The organism is Flammeovirgaceae bacterium (assembly GCA_015180985.1).
In the GTDB taxonomy this organism is placed as follows: domain Bacteria; phylum Bacteroidota; class Bacteroidia; order Cytophagales; family Cyclobacteriaceae; genus UBA2336.
This window is the reverse complement of the sequence record CP054185.1, coordinates 36,060-53,386: the sequence shown is the minus strand read 5'-3', so window position 1 is coordinate 53,386 and position 17,327 is coordinate 36,060. Positions and strand designations below refer to the sequence as shown.

Below are 17,327 nucleotides of genomic sequence, written 5' to 3'. Positions count from 1 at the left end.
GTTTATACTTTAGCCAGTGCCTGTTCTAAATCGCTGATTAAATCATCGGCATCTTCGATACCTATACTTAACCGGATTAATGAGTCTACCAAACCATTTTTAATACGCTCCTCTTTCGGTATGCTGGCATGCGTCATAGAGGCGGGGTGGTTAATAAGCGATTCAACACCGCCCAATGATTCGGCCAATGAAAACAACTGAACGCTTTTCATCAGTGTAAATGCCTTTTCAAGTGCATCATTCTTAAGCGTGAAGGAGAGCATCCCACCAAAGTCGCGCATTTGCTGTTTGGCAATTTCATGGTTCTTATGTGTGGTAAAACCGGGCCAGTAGACGGTGCCCACTTTTGGGTGAGCCGCCAGGAACTCAGCAATCTTCCGGCCGTTCAGGCAATGGCGTTCCATACGGAGATGAAGCGTTTTAATACCCCGTAGCACCAAAAATGAATCCTGTGGCCCCGGCACTGCACCGCAGGAGTTCTGAATGAAGGCAAGCTCCTGGTGCAATTTTTCATCGTTGGTTATCAGGGCACCCATAATCACATCCGAGTGGCCGCTCAGGTACTTGGTAACCGAATGCATCACGATGTCAGCGCCCAGGTCAAGCGGGTTTTGCAGATAGGGCGATGCAAAGGTGTTGTCAACCGCCACACGAATATTTTTTGTTTTGGCAATTGCCACGCAGGCTTTTATGTCAATTACATTCATCAACGGGTTGCTGGGTGTTTCCAGCCAAATCAACTTTGTGTTATCGTTGAGGTATTGGTAAATGTTGTTGGCGTTGGTTAAATCAATAAAATGAAATTTTATACCCAGGCGCTCATACACGCGCTTAAACATGCGGTATGATCCGCCATATAAATCGTTGCTTGTTATTACCTCATCGCCCGCATTGAGCAGTTTAATTACGGTATCGGTTGCTCCCATGCCGGAGGAAAAGCAAAGCCCATATTTTCCGTTTTCAAGCGCAGCAATACTTTTTTGAAGGGCGTTTCGGGTGGGGTTGGCCCCGCGTGCGTAGGCATATCCTTTATGTTTGGCGGGTGCTTCCTGCACGTATGTTGATGTTTGAAATATAGGCGTCATAATGGCCCCGGTTGAAGGATCGGGCTCAACGCCTGCGTGAACAGCTTTAGTACCAAATTTCATAGTTGATTGTTTTAAACGACCGGCAAAAATACCGGATTATTTGTTTTGCCAATACTGGCGTACAGCCTCTTTCCAGTTGGCCCCGCTTTTCAGGTAGAGCGCAGTATTAATAAGCATGGTGCTGCCGGGTGAAGGGTCTTTTTCTGCAGCCTGAATAATCAGATCTAAAAATTTTTCACGGTCTTGCTGGGCCAGTGCTGAAAGGCGGGTAATGAGATCATCAGTAGTTTCGGGTACGGGTTCTGAGGATGCGGAAACCACACGCTCGCTCAATGGGGTAGGGTTTACAAACGAAGCAGCCTGCTGTTTCAAAAACAGGTCGAGGTCTTTCAGCGGGTTTTTATTTTTACTCATTTCAGATGCTTCATCAGTTCATTAACAACAGGCTGATACCCTGTTTCTGCATTTACCGTACTGAAATTTACAAAAACGTTTTTCTGCGGCACCATCACATCCAGAATGATGGCATCTACATTACTCAGGCTGTCGTGCACAGTTTTCATTTTGGTAAAGCTGTGGATGCGGTTGGGCAATACCATAATTTTCAGGTTTGGATTGAGTACCCGCGCGGGAGCCAGGTCGGCCACGGTTTGGTAAGTTACCAGCAAATCATTTTGAGTAAGGCTGGTTGGAACAATCACCGCATCGCTTACCAGGCACAGTTTTTTTATGCCCTCATCGGTGGTTTTACCGGCACTGTCGACAATAATATAGTGCAGGCCCTGGGTTTGCTTTATGCGGATGAGTTCATCGGCCACCTGGTGATCATGCGAGCCAAGTATTTCAAATAATGCTCCGCCTGCCTCGCCTTTTAACTGTTCCATTTTGCGAAGCGTATTAAGCGTGTAGTTGGTATCCGTTTCAACTAACATCACTTTATTTCCGGCATGGTGCAGCGCAGTGGCCAGGTTAATGGCGTTGGTGGTTTTGCCGGTGCCGCCTTTGCGGCTGATGAAGGAAATGATTTTGGCCATTGCCTTGTTACAGTGCCCGGTTGATATCGAATTTTTCGAGGTAGTCGGCTACCCTGCGAACAAACGATCCGCCCAATGCTCCGTCCACCACGCGGTGGTCGTACGAATGCGAGAGGAACATTTTATGCCGTACCACAATGGCATCACCGTAAGGCGTTTCAACTACGGCCGGTTTCTTTTGGATGGCGCCCAGCGCCAGGATGCCTACCTGCGGTTGCATAATGATGGGCGTGCCCATCACATTGCCGAACGAGCCGACATTGGAGACCGTGTAAGTACCCCCGGCCAAATCATCGGGTTTCAGTTTGTTGTCGCGGGCGCGGTTGGCGAGGTCATTTACAATTTTTGCTAACCCTGTGATGTTGTACTGGTCGGCATTTTTAATAACAGGCACAATCAGGTTGCCGGTGGGCAAGGCAACGGCCATACCGATGTTGATGTCTTTCTTCTTAACAATCCGGTCGCCATCCACCTGGATGTTGATCATCGGGAAGTCTTTAATGGCACTGGCCACGGCTTCGATGAAGATGGGTGTGAATGTTAAACTTTCTCCGAAGCGTTTCTGAAACTCGTTTTTTACATTGTTGCGCCAGAATACGATGTTGGTTACATCAGCTTCAACAAAGGATGTAACATGTGGAGAAATTCGTTTTGAATCCACCATCCGCTCGGCAATCATTTTGCGCATGCGGTCCATTTCAATAATTTCATCTCCGCCCGAAATGGAAACCGGAACGGCTTTTGGCGCGGTGGTTACACCGGCATGTTGTTGTACCGACTGGATGGTTTGGCCCAGCTTGCGGTGCTGCACATAAGCAAGAATATCTTTTTTGGTTACCCGCCCTTCCAGGCCGGTGCCGGGTATGGTTTCCAGTTCCATGACCGGTATATTTTCTTCGCGGGCAATGTTTTTAACCAGGGGCGAGTAAAAACGGGAGGCTGATTTAAAATCAGTGGCAACGGTTTTTGATGCCCCGTTGGTGGGGGCTGGCGTACCGGTTTCTTTAACCGGTTCAGCTTTTTTGGCTGGTGGCTGTTTTTCAGTAACCGGAGTGGCGGTTACATCGGCTTCGGTGGCAATAACAGCAATGGGTTTACCAACCTTAACCACTTCGCCTTCTTTGGCCAGGATTTCTTTCAGCACACCGGCATGAGTGGAAGGAACTTCAGTATCTACCTTATCGGTAGCTACTTCCAGTACCGATTCGTCCTGTTCAATTTTGTCACCTGGTTTTTTCAGCCACGAAAGAATGGTGGCTTCCATAATGCTTTCGCCCATTTTGGGCATAATCAGTTCAACCAGCGCCATGCTACGTTAGTTTAAGACCGGCCAAAGTTACTATTTTCTTCCTTACCCTTAAGCGGGTTAACGCTTTACCAGTTGACCAGAATCAGGGCTTTTGCATGATCCGGGTCATGTTCAACGCTCCGCAGCCTGATTACCTTCGGGTATCATAGCAACTGAATTCGGCTAAGAGGGTTTGGTTGAATAAAGGGGCTGGTGCAGGAGGTGCCGGTCCCTTATTATTTCGGCATGCTTAGCCGGATAAGATTCAGCACCGCTGTGGAAGCCAGTTTAATGTTCAGTATCCGGTCTTTCGAAAGTTGTAGTTTGCGGGTTACAGTTTGGTGTTTGTCGGAGTAGGCTATCCAAACAGTGCCTACCGGTTTTTCGGGAGTTGCACCACCGGGTCCGGCAATGCCGCTGGTGGCTACGCCAATATCGGTATTGAATTTTGCCCGCACGATGTTGGCCATTTCAACAATGGTCGGTTCGCTTACTGCCCCATACCGTTCAAGCGTTTCGGGCTTCACACCCAGTTGCCGCATTTTAATATCATACGCGTAAGGGATCATGCTTCCCATAAAATAATCGGAACTTCCGGGTATGGTGGTGATCAGGTGCGAGAGGTAACCGCCTGTGCAACTTTCGGCTATAGCTAATGTAAGTTTGCGGTCGCGAAGCAGTTGACCGATAACCTGTTCCAACTCCACATCTTCAAATGCATAAATAAAATTCCCTATCAGGGGTTTCAACTGTTCAATATGCTCATCCATTTGTTGCTGAAGGTGTTCGCTGGAGTTACCAAAGGCTGTTAACCTTAGTTTTACTTCCCCTAATCCGGGCAGGAAAGCGAGTTTCATGTTTGGCGGAAGCGCTTTCTCCCACCCGGCAATTTTATCGGCCAGAAAAGATTCGCCAATGCCGGCCGTGCGGATGATGCGATGCAGGATTACCGGAAGGGTAAACGTTTTTTGAAGTTTCGGAATGACCGTTTCCTGCATCATTCTTTTCATCTCGTGGGGTACGCCCGGCATGGAAACAAAAACCTTCCGGTTTCTTTCAAACCACATGCCCGGTGCGGTGCCGATGGCGTTGGTAATTTTTTCGCAGCACACGGGCAGCGCTGCCTGCTGCCGGTTGGTTTCGGTAAGTTCACGGCCGCGGCTTTTAAAAAACTCGGTTACTTCGGCCAGGGCCTCTTCATGAATTTTGATTTCACAGTTAAAATATTTCGCCAGGCAGGGTTTGGTCAGGTCATCGCTGGTGGGGCCCAGACCACCGGTAATCAGTACAATGTCGGCACGTTGTTCGGCTTCGGCAAAAACTGTAAGAATTTCAGTTTCTGTATCGCCAACGGTTGTTCTGCGGATGGTTTTTATACCAGCCTTATCCAACTCTCCGCTAATCCAGTGCGAGTTGGTATCCAGCGTTTGCCCGATGAGCAGTTCATCGCCAATGGCCAGTATTTCAGCTAGGATGGGTTTCATTTTAATGGCCCTAAGATGCAATAAATTAAATACCTTAGGATTTTGAAAATTTTACATACTGGGTTTTAGTGAATGTTCGGTAATTTAGGCCCCTCAATCAAAGGATATGAACCGAATTAGCGTGGCTATTCTTTTATTTTCTCTTTCCTGCACCACCACCCAACTTAACCAGGCGCTTGGCGATTTGAATAAATCCATCGGTGGTGAAAAACCACTCACAACTGCCGAAGTAGCGGAAGGGTTGAAGGAAGCGCTGATCAATGGTATATCAAAGGGATCGGATCTGGTTTCACAATTGGATGGCTATTTCAAAAACCCGGAAATAAAAATCCCCTTTCCGCCCGATGTTAAAAAAGTGGAGAACACACTTCGTGACATCGGCCTGGGTGGTGAAGTGGATAAATTTATTATGACGCTCAACCGGGGTGCAGAAGATGCCGCCAAGGAAGCCAAGCCGATTTTCATCAGTGCCATTAAATCCATGACGATTGAGGATGCCTGGGGAATTTTGAAAGGCGATCAGGACGCAGCCACCCAGTACCTGAAGCGCACCACATCGGCCCAGTTAGTAGAAAAGTTTAAGCCCGTTATTCAAAACTCATTGAACAAAGTAAATGCCACCAAATATTACAGCGACCTGGTAACGCGGTACAATAAAATTCCAACGGTTGAAAAGGTAAATCCCAATCTCGATGACTATGCCACTAATAAAGCCATTGACGGTTTGTTCCTGATGATTGCTAAAGAAGAAAAAAGCATACGCGAAGATCCAGTGGCACGTACAACCGATTTGCTGAAGAAAGTTTTTGGGTATAATAAATAATGATCAACATGACGCTATTTGAAAAGCATAAGTTACTTCTGGCAAAAGCCATTGAGGCCCTTCACAACCGCACGTTCTTTGCCGCTTATCCTGAACACCCTGCACCGGCTGTTTACGGAGAGACTGCTGATGCAGACGGCCAGGCAAAATTCAAAAGCTGGCTGGGCAAGAAGTTTGAAGAACTAAAGCAGGATAATCCCGAAAACTGGATAGGGCAGGAAGAGTCGCCTTATACGCAGGAGCCGCTTGGTATTTCTTACCCATCGTTCTCAAGCAATACATTAATTGACCGGGCAACTAAGGCTTATCATGTTTGGCGCAAAGTAAGCGTACAGGATCGTGCCGGGATTTTAATTGAATCATTGGAACGTGTGAAGTCCCGCTTCTTTGAGATAGCCTACGCCACTATGCACACCACCGGCCAGGGGTATATGATGGCCTTTCAGGCATCGGGGCCCCATGCAGCCGATCGCGCACTGGAAGCCATTGCAGCCGGTTACGAAGAGTTGAACCGCTTTCCGGCAGCGGCATTGTGGGATAAGCCTATGGGTAAATTCAACATTCAACTTAACAAAGAGTGGCGTGCCGTACCAAAAGGAATTTCGTTGGTAATTGGTTGCTCTACCTTTCCGACATGGAATACCGTACCGGGCCTTTATGCCAGTTTGATTACCGGAAACCCCGTAATTGTTAAACCGCACCCGGGGGCCATTCTGCCTATTGCCATTGTGATTGCTGAGATTCAAAACGTTTTGAAAGAAAATAATCTCGATACAAACATCTGCCAGCTGGCCCCCGATACGTTTTCAAAAATGATTACGAAGGAATTGGCTGAACACCCGGATGTAAAATTGATTGACTTTACCGGCAACTCCGCATTTGGTAATTACCTGGAAACGCTGCCCGGTAAAACAACCTTTACCGAAAAAACGGGTGTAAACTCGGTAATCATTGATTCCGTTGAAGATGCCGACAAGGTAGCAGCTAACCTGGCCTTTTCAGTCTCGCTGTACAGCGGACAAATGTGTACGGCACCCCAGAATTTTTTTATACCCGAAAGCGGAATTAAAACGCCAAACGGGACTATACGCTTTGATGAGTTTGCTCAAAAGGTTGTGGACAATGTAAATAGTCTGGTGGATAATCCGAAAGCCGGCCCGTTTGTACTGGGCACAGTGCAGAATAAAAAAACCTGCGATAGGGTAGCCGAAGCAGAAAAGCTTCCGGGCAAAGTATGGTTAAAATCAAGAACCATTGCCAACCCTGTGTTTACCAACGCCCGAACAACTACCCCGGTAGTGGTGGAAATTGATGCATCTAAAAAAGATATTTTTGATAAAGAATTATTCGGACCAATAGCCTTACTTATCAAAACAAAAAATACCGACCAATCCATTGAGCTGGCTCAGCAACTGGCACGACAGCATGGCGCGATAAGTTGTGGTGCTTACACCACCGATGCCGGGATGCGCGAAAAAATTGCTGATGCAATGGCGCTTGCGGCTACACCGGTTTCGTTTAATCTTACCGGGGGTATTTACATGAATCAAAATGCCGGCTTCAGCGATTTCCATGTTACCGGTGGTAACCCGGCCGGCAACGCCTCATTCACCAATCCGGAGTATGTAATTAAACGGTTTACCTGGGTGGGGCATCGCGAACCTGTTAGGCCTGTTTAAGGGGGTACATCAGCCCTTCTTACGGGAATTCATCAAACTGATGAGCTTGCCGATGCTAAGACCCTGCACGAGTATTGAAAACACAACCACATAATATGTTGCTGAGAGAAATAAATTCTGATTCAGATGAGGGTCAATGGTTAGGGCCAGCGCAACCGATACACCGCCCCGCAGGCCGCCCCATACCAGAATAGTCAGCGTTTTGGAATCAAATCTTTCGAGGCCTGGAATAAGCCGGGCAGGCAACCAGATGGAAAGCAAGCGGCCAAGCAATACAATGCCTATACTTAAACACCCAATCAGCCAGTATTGCCGGATGTCGGGGATAAGCAGGATTTCGAAGCCGATGATCAGAAACAGAATGGCATTCAGGATTTCATCAATCATCTCCCAGAATTTATCCAGGTAATCTTTATCAAGAGCCGACATGGCTTTGGCTTTACCATAATTGCCGATTACAAGGCCTGCAGCCGCCATGGTAAGCGGACTGGAAATATGCAGGAAGCGGGTGATAAGGTACCCACCCATAACAATGGCAACCGTAATTAAAACAGTTACCTGATAATCGTTAATGCGCTTGATGCCTTGCGAACCGATATAGCCCAACAGAAATCCGATGGCCAGCCCGCCAATGGCCTCTTGTACAAACAAGCCTGCAATATGTTTAAACGTAATATCTACTTCGCTGCCTTGCGCCAGTTGCAGCAGGATGGCAAACAGCAGCACGGCTACACCGTCATTGAAGAGTGATTCTCCGGAGATCTTTACCTCCAGTGTTTTGCCTAAACCGGCTTTTTTCAGAATGGCAATAACAGCCAGCGGATCAGTAGGGGAGATGAGTGCCCCAAACACCAGGCATTGAATAAGCGGAACGATTAACCCCAATGCCAACAGGATAACGTAAAGCAACGAACCAACAATGAATGTAGAGAGGATTACGCCAACCGTTGAAAGAATAAGGATGGGCGTTTTTTGTTTTTGCAGGTCGGCCATGCTGATGTGGATGGCCCCTGCGAAGAGCAGAAAGTTAAGCATGGCGCCCATGAGCACCGAAGGAAAATCAACGCTTGCAATCAAATCGGAAATCCAGGCTGAAAACTGGGGATGGGATTTGCCCACGGCCACCATACTGAGTGAGGTAATGATGGCCAGCAGCATAATACCGATGGCAGGCGGGAGTTTCAGGTACCGGCTGTTGAGGTAAGAAAACAACGCAGAGAGTACAATCAGGATTGAAAACGTGTAGTATAACTCCATGCCTTATCGTTTGAATTCAAGATACGAAATGGCAACGTTTTTTGTTGAATAATCATCGATCTATAGCCAGTACTATGGCCTCTGCAAAGTGATCAGCGGCCAGGTTATTTTTTCTGAGCCACAGTTCCGGCTCTATCAGTTCAAGTTCTGATACGCATAACTCCTGCTGATTATTCCAAATTACATCCACGCGGGCATAAACAGGCTTTGGATTGCAGTTGGCAACAACTTTTTCAACAAACTCAATTTCACTTCGTACAGGTTCGTAATCGTGAATCGTACCGCCAAAATCATCCTGCACCCTGAAATCACCGGGTTTTGCTTTTTTTAATACGGCATGGCTGTACCGGCCGTTGAAAAGCATGTAAGCTACTTCGCCTCTTTCAATAACCGGCTGCTGAAATTGTTGCAGGAGCATGGATTCATCGGCAATTAATTTGCGGAAGATGGCTTCATGCTCAGTACTGTTTTTTAGGTTAAGCCGGTAGGTATGGCGTGCCGCTCCTGAAACAGCGGGTTTTAAGATGCAATCTTTCCAGCCTGAAGCATTGACAATTTCAGTTAGTGAACGAGCATCACCCGGTTCAATAAATATGGTTGGAGGTATTGTAATGCCCTGATTGTTTAAATCGCGCAGGTAATGTTTATCCATGTTCCAGCGTACCAATTCTACCGGATTAATGAAGTTTGTTTTGGTTGCAGTTAACGCAAGCCACTGCGAAAATTCATTGAAACGATCAAAATAATCCCACGTAGTGCGAAATACGGCAAACTTGGTACTGGTCCAGTCAAAATCAGCATTATCCCAGTTTGTTCTGTTTACACGCAGGCCGCGCTTTTTTAATGCTGTACGAAGCAGGTGGTCTTCATCCAGAATATTCTGAATATACCAGTTAATTTCTTTTGGGTTAACGTAGCGCGAGTCGGTCAGTAAGGTTATATCGGTCATCAGAAAAACCAGAGTTTAACAGCCAATGCAATAACGGTAACAATCATAATACGTTTAATCCATACATCGCCTTTCTCTACACTCCACCGGCTGGCGTACCACCCGCCAAACCCCTGGCCGATGGCCAGTACCAGCCCGGTAGTCCACACGATTTTATTTTCAAGTGTAAATACAATCACCGAAACTCCGGTATATACAATGGCTGCAAATACTTTTACATAATTGGTTTTTACCAGGCTAAGGTGATTGATGTTGGTGAGCACAGCAATAACCAGAAAGCCGATGCCAGCCTGGATAAATCCACCATAAATGCCCAGCAGCACAAAGGCAAAGGTTCCCAACACCTGATGCCTGACTGAAAGCCGTTCGGCACGATGCTCGGATTTAACCTTTTTCTCCAGTACGATGCTCAACACTACCAGGATCATGATGATAGCAAGGATCCGGTTAAACAGTGCATCGCGGATGTCAACTGCCAGCTTCGCACCGATTAATCCGCCTATGAGAGAGGCAATGCATAGAAAGATGCTGTACGGCATGGGCAGTTTAATGCCTTTGCTGTTGAAGCCTGTAACGGCAAAAACATTTTGCGCCAGGATTGCCACACGGCTTGTGGCATTGGCCACCGAACCGGGGAGCCCCAGGAAAATAAGGATGGGTAAACTAATCAGCGAGCCACCACCGGCCACGGTGTTCAGGAAACCGGCAATAAATCCGATGACAATGATGAACAGGTTGGTGAGGTAATCAATTTCCATTACCGCACTTTTGCTGTCCGGATGATGCGTGAAAAAACTTTCGGAAAGTACCTCTTTACCACAACGGCAAATTTTTCTTTTGCGCCCCCGATGTACACTTCTTCTTTTTTCTTTTCAATGGCCCGAACCATTTTTTTGGCAAATACATCGGGCTTCATGCCGCGATCGGTGGTGGTGTCCATCTTATTCAATGCACTTCCATCGCCCGTAAGGGCATTGAGTGTGATGTTGGTGCGAATCCATCCGGGGCAAACCAGGGTTACGTGAATATTTTTGCTTTCTCTCCACAATTCAGCTCTGAGGGAATCGAAAAAGCCGTGCAGGGCATGTTTGGCGGCTGCATAGCCCGATCGGTATGGTGTTCCGATTTTACCCATCACGCTGCTAACGGTTACCACATGACCGGACTTGCGCTGAAGGAAATGCGGTAAAAGGTATTTCGTCAGGGCAACCGTTCCGAAGTAATCAACCTCCATCAGGTGCCGGTCAACCTCAAGGGTGGTTTCTTTTGTCAGGCTTCGCTGGGAAATACCTCCGTTGTTAATCAGGATGTCAACCCGGCCAAAGAGTTGTAAGGCTGCTTCAACGCTCAGGCTGAGGGTGGATGGTTTCGCCAGGTCGAGCGGCAGGATGCGGATATTCGGTTGGGCTTCTGCCGGGCAGTTGCCTTTTACTTTTTCGAGGGCCTCTTTTCTGCGCGATGACAAAATCAGTTTAGCGCCCTTTTGTGAAAGTTCATAGGCTAATGCTTCACCAATACCTGACGAGGCACCGGTTAGCCATACTACTTTATCCGAAAAATATCTGCTTGCCATGAATAAGCCTTTGCTTTTTTATTTTAAAGGTACTACATGAAAGGTTAGTTAATTTTTTCGTACACCACAAAATCAAAAGCATGGGCATGGCGGTCATCGGCCGGATGATGCCTGCGGGCTATCTCTCTCCACTGTTGTTTATCAAATAAAGGAAAATACGTATCGCCTTCAAGGGTTGTGTCAATCTCGGTGAGGTACAGCTTTTCGGCATAAGCAAAACCAGCGCGGTAAATTTCTGAACCACCGATAATGAAAACCTCGGTTTCGTTGTTGTTACGTGCCACTTCCAATCCTTGTTCTACAGAATGCACTACGATACAACCGGGCGCTGAAAATTCCGACTGTCGGGTTACAACAATATTGGTGCGGTTCGGCAGCGGCCTGAATTTTTCGGGTATGGATTGATAATTTTTACGGCCCATGATAACGTGGTGCCCCTTGGTAGTTTGCATAAAGTACTTCATATCATCGGGCAAGTGCCAGGGCAGGTCGTTGTTTTTACCGATGACCCGGTTTTTTGTTAATGCGGCTATTAATGAAATAATCATCTTCTGTTTCTTGTATTTATAATTTATTGCCCCTGAAAAATTCTGTAATACTCATTTTTCTTTTTCCTTCAGGCTGAAGTTCAGCAATAGAAATGCAACCGTTGGAAGTTTGGATATAAAGATAGGTTTTGTTGTCGGTCTCAATTCCTCCGGCATCTACCCCAAGTTGCTTTTGTAAAACCTCAGTTTTTAAGATTTTATACGCTTTATCGTTGAGAACTGTCCAGGCTGCCGGGTACGGACTAAGTCCGCGTACAAAATTGTAAATCTGTTGGGCGGGCAGGTGCCAGTTTATCCGGCAGGTTTCTTTAAAAATTTTAGGAGCGTGTTTAATGGTAGCCGATTCATCCTGCGGTAGTGAAGGGTAGTTACCCGACTGAATGGCCTGAACAGTTTTTAAAACCAGTGTTGCTCCTTTAATTTTTAAGCGCTCATACAACGAGCCGGCATCATCGGTATCATAAATGGGTTCTTTTTCCTGGTAGATGATGCTGCCGGTATCAATTTCATGTTTCAGGAAAAACGTGGTAACCCCGGTTTCTTTTTCGCCATTGATGATGGCCCAGTTAATGGGTGCGGCTCCGCGATATTGAGGAAGGAGGGAGGCATGCAGGTTAAATGTTCCAAGTTTTGGCATCGCCCAAACCACTTCGGGCAACATCCGAAAGGCCACAACTGCCTGCAGGTTGGCATGGTAACTTTTCAGTTCTTCAATGAAAGCTGGTGATTTGAGGTTAGCGGGCTGAAGCACGGGAATGTTGTGCCGCAAAGCGCATTCCTTTACCGGTGAACCTGTAATTTTTTGCCCACGCCCCTGGGGTTTATCGGGTGCCGTAACCACCGCCACTACATTGAATTTATTTTCAAGCAGTATTTCCAGGCTGGGCACGGCAAACTCGGGTGTGCCCATAAAGATGATGCGGAGGTCATTCATGGCAGGCGTAAAAATAGTGAACCCATTCAGTCACGAAGTTCTTTGCGCAGGTATTTTGAACAGATGGGGCATTCCCTCCAAGTATGGCCCCGTGCCGGGCAGTATTGGCGCCCGAAATAGATGATTTGCAGGTGAGCCTTGTTCCACTTTTTTTCCGGAATGAGTCGTTTCAGGTCTTTCTCGGTTTGTTCTACGCTTTTTCCGCTGGAAAGCCCCCAGCGGTAGGCCAGCCGATGGATGTGCGTATCTACCGGGAAGGCTGGTTTTCCGAACCATTGCGTCATCACTACGGAGGCGGTTTTGTGCCCAACGCCCGGCAATGCCTCCAGTTCTTCAAAGGTGTCGGGTACGCGGCCGTTGTATTTTTCCACCAGTATTTTTGACAGCCCGGCAATGCCTTTCGATTTCATGGGCGACAACCCGCAGGGCTTGATGATTTCCCGGATCTCTTCCACCGATAGCTTCATCATATCGAATGGATTATCGGCAAGTTTAAAAAGATGAGGTGTTGTTTTGTTTACGCGTTCATCGGTGCATTGGGCTGAAAGCAAAACAGAAATCAATAAGGTGTAGGCATCGTTGTGGTGCAACGGTACAGGAACGTCAGGAACATACGTATCCAGCAGGCGGAGGATGTCGTTTACTTTTTCGGATTTGGTCATGTTTAAAATCTCAGACTTTTCATTTGCCAACTTATAGCAGCAAGCCACAAGCCACAAGTTTCAAGATCCAACGATAAACTTGCAGCTTGTGGCTTGTAACCTGCAGCTAACTTTACGGATACAAAAGATATTTCTTCCTCTTTTCCTTATACCCGTTCAATTCCTCCTGCCAGCTCTGCCGGATTGTTGCTTCGTCAAGTCCTTGCGTGATTTGTTCCCGCAACCGCGTTGTGCCCGCCAGCTTATCGAAATAGCTGATGAAAAATTTTTCCTTGTCAGGAAATGCCTTGTACAGGCTGATGATGTAGCTGAGATCGATCTGCCGTTTTACCGGAACGTTCCTCAGGTCAATGCCGTAACACACTTTGTTTTCATGCGGTGGGTTTTTCGACATGCCGTTAATACTTACGGGGGTGAATTGAAAGGACATACCTTTTAATTCGGGGTGCCCGATAACCTGGAAGGGAGTTTTTGTTCCGCGACCCACGCTCAGTACAGTTCCTTCGAACAAACAAGTGGAGGGATACAGTTTAACGGATTGATCATCGGGCAAATTTGGCGATGGCCGAACCGGCACGGAATAAAAGTCATCGTGCTTCCAGTTTTTAACCGTAATCACTTCGAGGTTGCATTTTTTATTTTCACCCAGCCACCTTTCGCCATTAATCATCAGGGCGAGTTCACCAACCGTAAGCCCATGTGCAATGGGCACCGGGTGCATACCGACAAACGATTTTAGTTCGGGTTGCAGTAACGGCCCGTCAACATACCCGTTGGGGTTAGGCCGATCGAGCACAATAAGTTTTTTGTTGTTCTCCGCACAGGCCTCCATCATGTAATGCATGGAACTTATATAGGTGAAGAAGCGAGTACCTACATCCTGTATATCGAATATCACTACGTCCACATCAGCCAGTTGCTGGGGGGATGCCTTTTTATTCGATCCATATAAGGAGACCAGCGGTAGTCCGGTTTTTGTGTCGGTTCCATCTTTTATTTCTTCACCGGCATCGGCTGTACCACGAAAGCCGTGTTCAGGAACGAATATTTTAACCAGGTTTACGTTGCGTTTAAGCAAGGTATCGGCCAGGTGGGTTTTGCCGACCAGCGCGGTATGGTTTACCAGCAGCGCTACCCGCTGCGAAACGAGTTTTGGGAGCAGAACATCCAATTGTCGGGCTCCTACAATTATTTCGTTTGCAGGCATTTCTTCATGTTGTTGGTCTGGATAAGAATACCTGGGATTATTGGAGCAACTTAATACCAGTACCATAAGTAGAGTGCGAATCATATCTTCGTTATCTTGCTTATAAATATAAATGAACCTTTCTTATTTTATATCAAAGCGAATCAGCCGTGAGGTGGGCGAGAGTTTTTCATCCACCATCCATAAGATAGCCGTGGCCAGCATCGGCATCGGGTTGGCCGCTGCCATCATCTCGTTTCTAATCATGCGGGGCTTTCAGGATACGGTTAAGAACAAGATTTACAGTTTCAGCGGCCATTTACTCATCAACAAGTTTACCATGAATAACTCGGTAGAGGAAACACCGATGGATGTTAATGTGGACTTGTATAAAAATTTCAACCGGTCGGGCCTGGTGCGGCACATGCAGGAGTATGCCCATAAAGCCGGGCTTATCAAAACCGGTGAGGAAGTACTGGGTATTGTGCTGAAGGGTGTGGGAAGAAGTTTTGATACCCTTTCATTCCATACCAATATGGTAACGGGAAGGTTCATCCACTTTCCGGATTCGGGCTACTCGAACGAAGTTGTTATCAGTAAATCCATTGCCAATAAGCTTAACCTGGATGTGGGCGATCAGGTAATCGTTCATTTTTTTCAGAACCCCCCGCGTTTCAGGCGGTTGCGTGTTAGCGGAATTTACGAGACAAACCTTTCCGAATACTTTGATGGCAAAATCATCCTTGGCGATATCCGGCTGATCGCCCGGTTGAATGACTGGGCCGATAGCATTGCCGGAGGCATTGAAGTGTTTGTAAACGATGTAAACCGGATTGATGAAGCCGGCTATGCGCTGGGCGAACAAATTGATTTTGACCTGAATGTGTATGCCGTTAAAGACAAGTACATACAGGTGTTTGAGTGGCTGCACCTGCTTAGCCGCCAGGTTAATATTTTACTGGCCATCATCCTGTCAGTTGTGTGCGTTAATATGATTTCGATTATTCTTATCCTGGTGATGGAACGTACCCAAATGATTGGCATGCTGAAGGCGCTGGGCGCTACCGATAAATTAATCCGATGGGTGTTTGTTTACAGTGGTATTCAGTTAATCGTAAAAGGACTGGCCATTGGAAATCTTATCGGCCTGGGTTTTTGTTTTTTGCAAGACCGGTTTAAACTGATACCCCTGGATCCAAAAGACTATTATATGAGTTTTGTTCCCATCAGTTGGAACTGGCCCCTGGTGGTTTCGCTCAACCTGCTTACCTTCACTGTCGTTGCGGTTGTATTGTTATTACCAACTACAATCGTAACGCGCATCAGTCCTATAAAAGCTATTCGTTTTGATTAGTTTGGCACCGATTTGCGTGCCATGTTAACCAGCTCCCAATAGGGCGGCCGATACTTTTTTTCAGTAATAAAACGATCAACTTTTTCCCGGGTGGATTGGCGTGTTTCCTGGTAAAGTGCAACAAACGTACTGTTTTTCAACGCCTGGGTTGCTGTCATGCCTTCAGGAATGATGCCCGGGTATCCCAGTGTATTCTGAATGATTGAGTAACCTTTAATAATCCGCGCAACAGGCAGCAGCCAGCGGATGTAAGAAATTTGTTTGCCTTTATCAGCCTGTTCGTAAAGCACGTCCATCACGGCATTATCAAGATGGTCTTTAAATAAAGTTTCCGGATCGCAATATTCGGCTACAACGGAAAGTTGTGGATCATATTCCAGATCAGAGGGCATCTGTGTTACAAAATTCTCAACACCAAAAGCGCTTAGCCAGCTTGCCACTCCGGCTGAAGAAATAGTAGAAACGGCCTGCCACAATTGAATGCCGTTTTTGCGGTAGGCATACGAGCCTACTTCCGAGCAAAACATGGCCGATGAATCGTAAAAATTCATTTTGAAATCGTAGGGGATATGCCTGCGGTTGCTTTCAGCCAGCGCAGTTTGCGCAGCCCGGTGGGGTAGCATGGGGTTTTTAATGAGTTGCGGCAAGTCGGCTCGGGGGCGCAGTACCATGAAACGCAGTTTTTTATCTTTCAGGTATTCATCAACCGTGGCAAGGGCAACACCTTTCTCGATGTGGGCTTCAATTAAACTGGCTTTGCCTGCCTCATCCACATGCAGTAAAGCTACGTGCGAGAAATTTCCAGGGTAATCGTTGCCCCTGCTAATGAAAGCAGAAACTTCGGCACCTCCGCGTGATACCAGCAAGTCACCGCTATGCACGTGAATGCCATTTATTACAGCTGAAGGTGTAACGGAAGGTTCATCGGTAACTTGCTGAACAGGGTTAAAGTGGGTGGTGTTTTGCTGCAGTAACACCTCTTCAACGGCAGCGCGAAGTCCGTACAGCAGCCGGTATAGCATGGCCCGGTTTTCCTGATCATTAAGATCCATGTTTCTGCTTTGGTACTTAACATGCCTTCGGGCTTGATTGTATGCTCGAATAAACCAATCGGTTTCACCGCTTGCTGCTACGATGGGGGCGGCATTAAAGAGGGCGTTCAGCAGGTTGGGATACTCTTCGGCCAGCAATGGATTACCGGCCGTTTCAAAGCCTGCGATCAATTGTTCAAGGTGGTGCCGGTGCTGCGTAACAAATGAATCTTTTTTTTCGGCAGAGAAAAGCCTGGCTTCTTCAAATTGCATTTGCAGTTCCTGCCAGCGTGTATCCATGTTCCAGGTAAAGGGAGTGGAGGTAGCAGGTGCAAAGTGATTTATTGGGCGCCCGGGTATGAGTAACAGCAGGTATATTATTCCTGTAAAACCCGCTAGGATCATTATTCCTTTGCGCATGGTGGCTGGTTAATTGT

The 17,327-nt window shown here is 47.0% G+C and carries 17 protein-coding genes; 3 read left to right on the top strand and 14 right to left on the bottom strand.

Annotation, left to right across the window (positions count from 1 at the left end):
* Positions 1 to 2 precede the first annotated feature (2 nt).
* From HRU69_00270 to HRU69_00250, 5 genes are all read right to left on the bottom strand, one after another.
* Positions 3 to 1,148 carry a PLP-dependent transferase gene (locus tag HRU69_00270; GenBank protein QOI96003.1) on the bottom strand — a complete coding sequence of 382 codons (1,146 nt, stop codon included), beginning with the start codon at positions 1,146 to 1,148 and terminating at the stop codon, positions 3 to 5.
* 36 nt (positions 1,149 to 1,184) lie between these two features.
* Positions 1,185 to 1,502 carry a hypothetical protein gene (locus HRU69_00265; protein ID QOI96002.1) on the bottom strand — a complete coding sequence of 106 codons (318 nt, stop codon included), beginning with the start codon at positions 1,500 to 1,502 and terminating at the stop codon, positions 1,185 to 1,187.
* The gene (locus HRU69_00260) at positions 1,499 to 2,122 is read right to left on the bottom strand and encodes a ParA family protein (GenBank protein ID QOI96001.1); all 624 of its coding nucleotides are present in this window, start codon (positions 2,120 to 2,122) and stop codon (positions 1,499 to 1,501) included. Before HRU69_00260 ends, HRU69_00265 begins: the two co-directional genes overlap by 4 nt.
* A gap of 7 nt (positions 2,123 to 2,129) precedes the next feature.
* Positions 2,130 to 3,431, bottom strand: coding sequence for a 2-oxo acid dehydrogenase subunit E2 (locus tag HRU69_00255; GenBank protein QOI96000.1), 1,302 nt, complete (start codon positions 3,429 to 3,431; stop codon positions 2,130 to 2,132).
* A gap of 215 nt (positions 3,432 to 3,646) precedes the next feature.
* Complete coding sequence (locus HRU69_00250) at positions 3,647 to 4,894, bottom strand: competence/damage-inducible protein A (GenBank protein QOI95999.1); 1,248 nt, start codon at positions 4,892 to 4,894, stop codon at positions 3,647 to 3,649.
* A 106-nt stretch (positions 4,895 to 5,000) separates the two neighbouring features.
* Between HRU69_00250 and HRU69_00245 the strand changes: the two genes are divergently transcribed.
* Together HRU69_00245 and paaN are read left to right on the top strand one after the other, a co-directional pair.
* On the top strand, positions 5,001 to 5,717 hold the full coding sequence (locus HRU69_00245; GenBank protein ID QOI95998.1) for a DUF4197 domain-containing protein: 717 nt from the start codon (positions 5,001 to 5,003) through the stop codon (positions 5,715 to 5,717).
* 8 nt (positions 5,718 to 5,725) lie between these two features.
* On the top strand, positions 5,726 to 7,396 hold the full coding sequence (gene paaN, locus HRU69_00240) for a phenylacetic acid degradation protein PaaN (protein ID QOI95997.1): 1,671 nt from the start codon (positions 5,726 to 5,728) through the stop codon (positions 7,394 to 7,396).
* A gap of 9 nt (positions 7,397 to 7,405) precedes the next feature.
* Here paaN and HRU69_00235 read toward each other — a convergent pair whose 3' ends face one another.
* The 8 genes from HRU69_00235 to HRU69_00200 all read right to left on the bottom strand — a co-directional run bounded on the left by HRU69_00235 (position 7,406) and on the right by HRU69_00200 (position 14,610).
* Positions 7,406 to 8,653 (bottom strand): sodium:proton antiporter, encoded by a 1,248-nt coding sequence (locus tag HRU69_00235; protein QOI95996.1) that lies wholly within the window; start codon positions 8,651 to 8,653, stop codon positions 7,406 to 7,408.
* A gap of 52 nt (positions 8,654 to 8,705) precedes the next feature.
* Complete coding sequence (locus HRU69_00230; GenBank protein ID QOI95995.1) at positions 8,706 to 9,602, bottom strand: hypothetical protein; 897 nt, start codon at positions 9,600 to 9,602, stop codon at positions 8,706 to 8,708.
* Entirely contained in the window at positions 9,602 to 10,360 is a 759-nt protein-coding gene (locus HRU69_00225) for a sulfite exporter TauE/SafE family protein (GenBank protein QOI95994.1), read from the bottom strand. Before HRU69_00225 ends, HRU69_00230 begins: the two co-directional genes overlap by 1 nt.
* Positions 10,360 to 11,175, bottom strand: coding sequence for an SDR family oxidoreductase (locus tag HRU69_00220; protein ID QOI95993.1), 816 nt, complete (start codon positions 11,173 to 11,175; stop codon positions 10,360 to 10,362). Before HRU69_00220 ends, HRU69_00225 begins: the two co-directional genes overlap by 1 nt.
* Before the next feature lie 44 nt (positions 11,176 to 11,219).
* Positions 11,220 to 11,723, bottom strand: a complete 504-nt coding sequence (locus HRU69_00215; GenBank protein QOI95992.1) for a dihydrofolate reductase — start codon at positions 11,721 to 11,723, stop codon at positions 11,220 to 11,222.
* A 16-nt stretch (positions 11,724 to 11,739) separates the two neighbouring features.
* Positions 11,740 to 12,657, bottom strand: coding sequence for a methionyl-tRNA formyltransferase (locus HRU69_00210; GenBank protein ID QOI95991.1), 918 nt, complete (start codon positions 12,655 to 12,657; stop codon positions 11,740 to 11,742).
* A gap of 26 nt (positions 12,658 to 12,683) precedes the next feature.
* On the bottom strand, positions 12,684 to 13,319 hold the full coding sequence (gene nth, locus HRU69_00205; GenBank protein QOI95990.1) for an endonuclease III: 636 nt from the start codon (positions 13,317 to 13,319) through the stop codon (positions 12,684 to 12,686).
* Positions 13,320 to 13,431: 112 nt separating this feature from the next.
* Positions 13,432 to 14,610 carry a DUF1343 domain-containing protein gene (locus HRU69_00200; GenBank protein ID QOI95989.1) on the bottom strand — a complete coding sequence of 393 codons (1,179 nt, stop codon included), beginning with the start codon at positions 14,608 to 14,610 and terminating at the stop codon, positions 13,432 to 13,434.
* 28 nt (positions 14,611 to 14,638) lie between these two features.
* On the opposite strand from HRU69_00200, the gene HRU69_00195 reads away from it, so the two are divergent.
* Positions 14,639 to 15,859 (top strand): ABC transporter permease, encoded by a 1,221-nt coding sequence (locus HRU69_00195; GenBank protein QOI95988.1) that lies wholly within the window; start codon positions 14,639 to 14,641, stop codon positions 15,857 to 15,859.
* On the opposite strand, the gene HRU69_00190 is transcribed toward HRU69_00195, so the two are convergent.
* Complete coding sequence (locus tag HRU69_00190) at positions 15,856 to 17,310, bottom strand: hypothetical protein (protein QOI95987.1); 1,455 nt, start codon at positions 17,308 to 17,310, stop codon at positions 15,856 to 15,858. The two genes, HRU69_00195 and HRU69_00190, sit on opposite strands and share 4 nt — an antisense overlap.
* Positions 17,311 to 17,327: the final 17 nt, after the last annotated feature.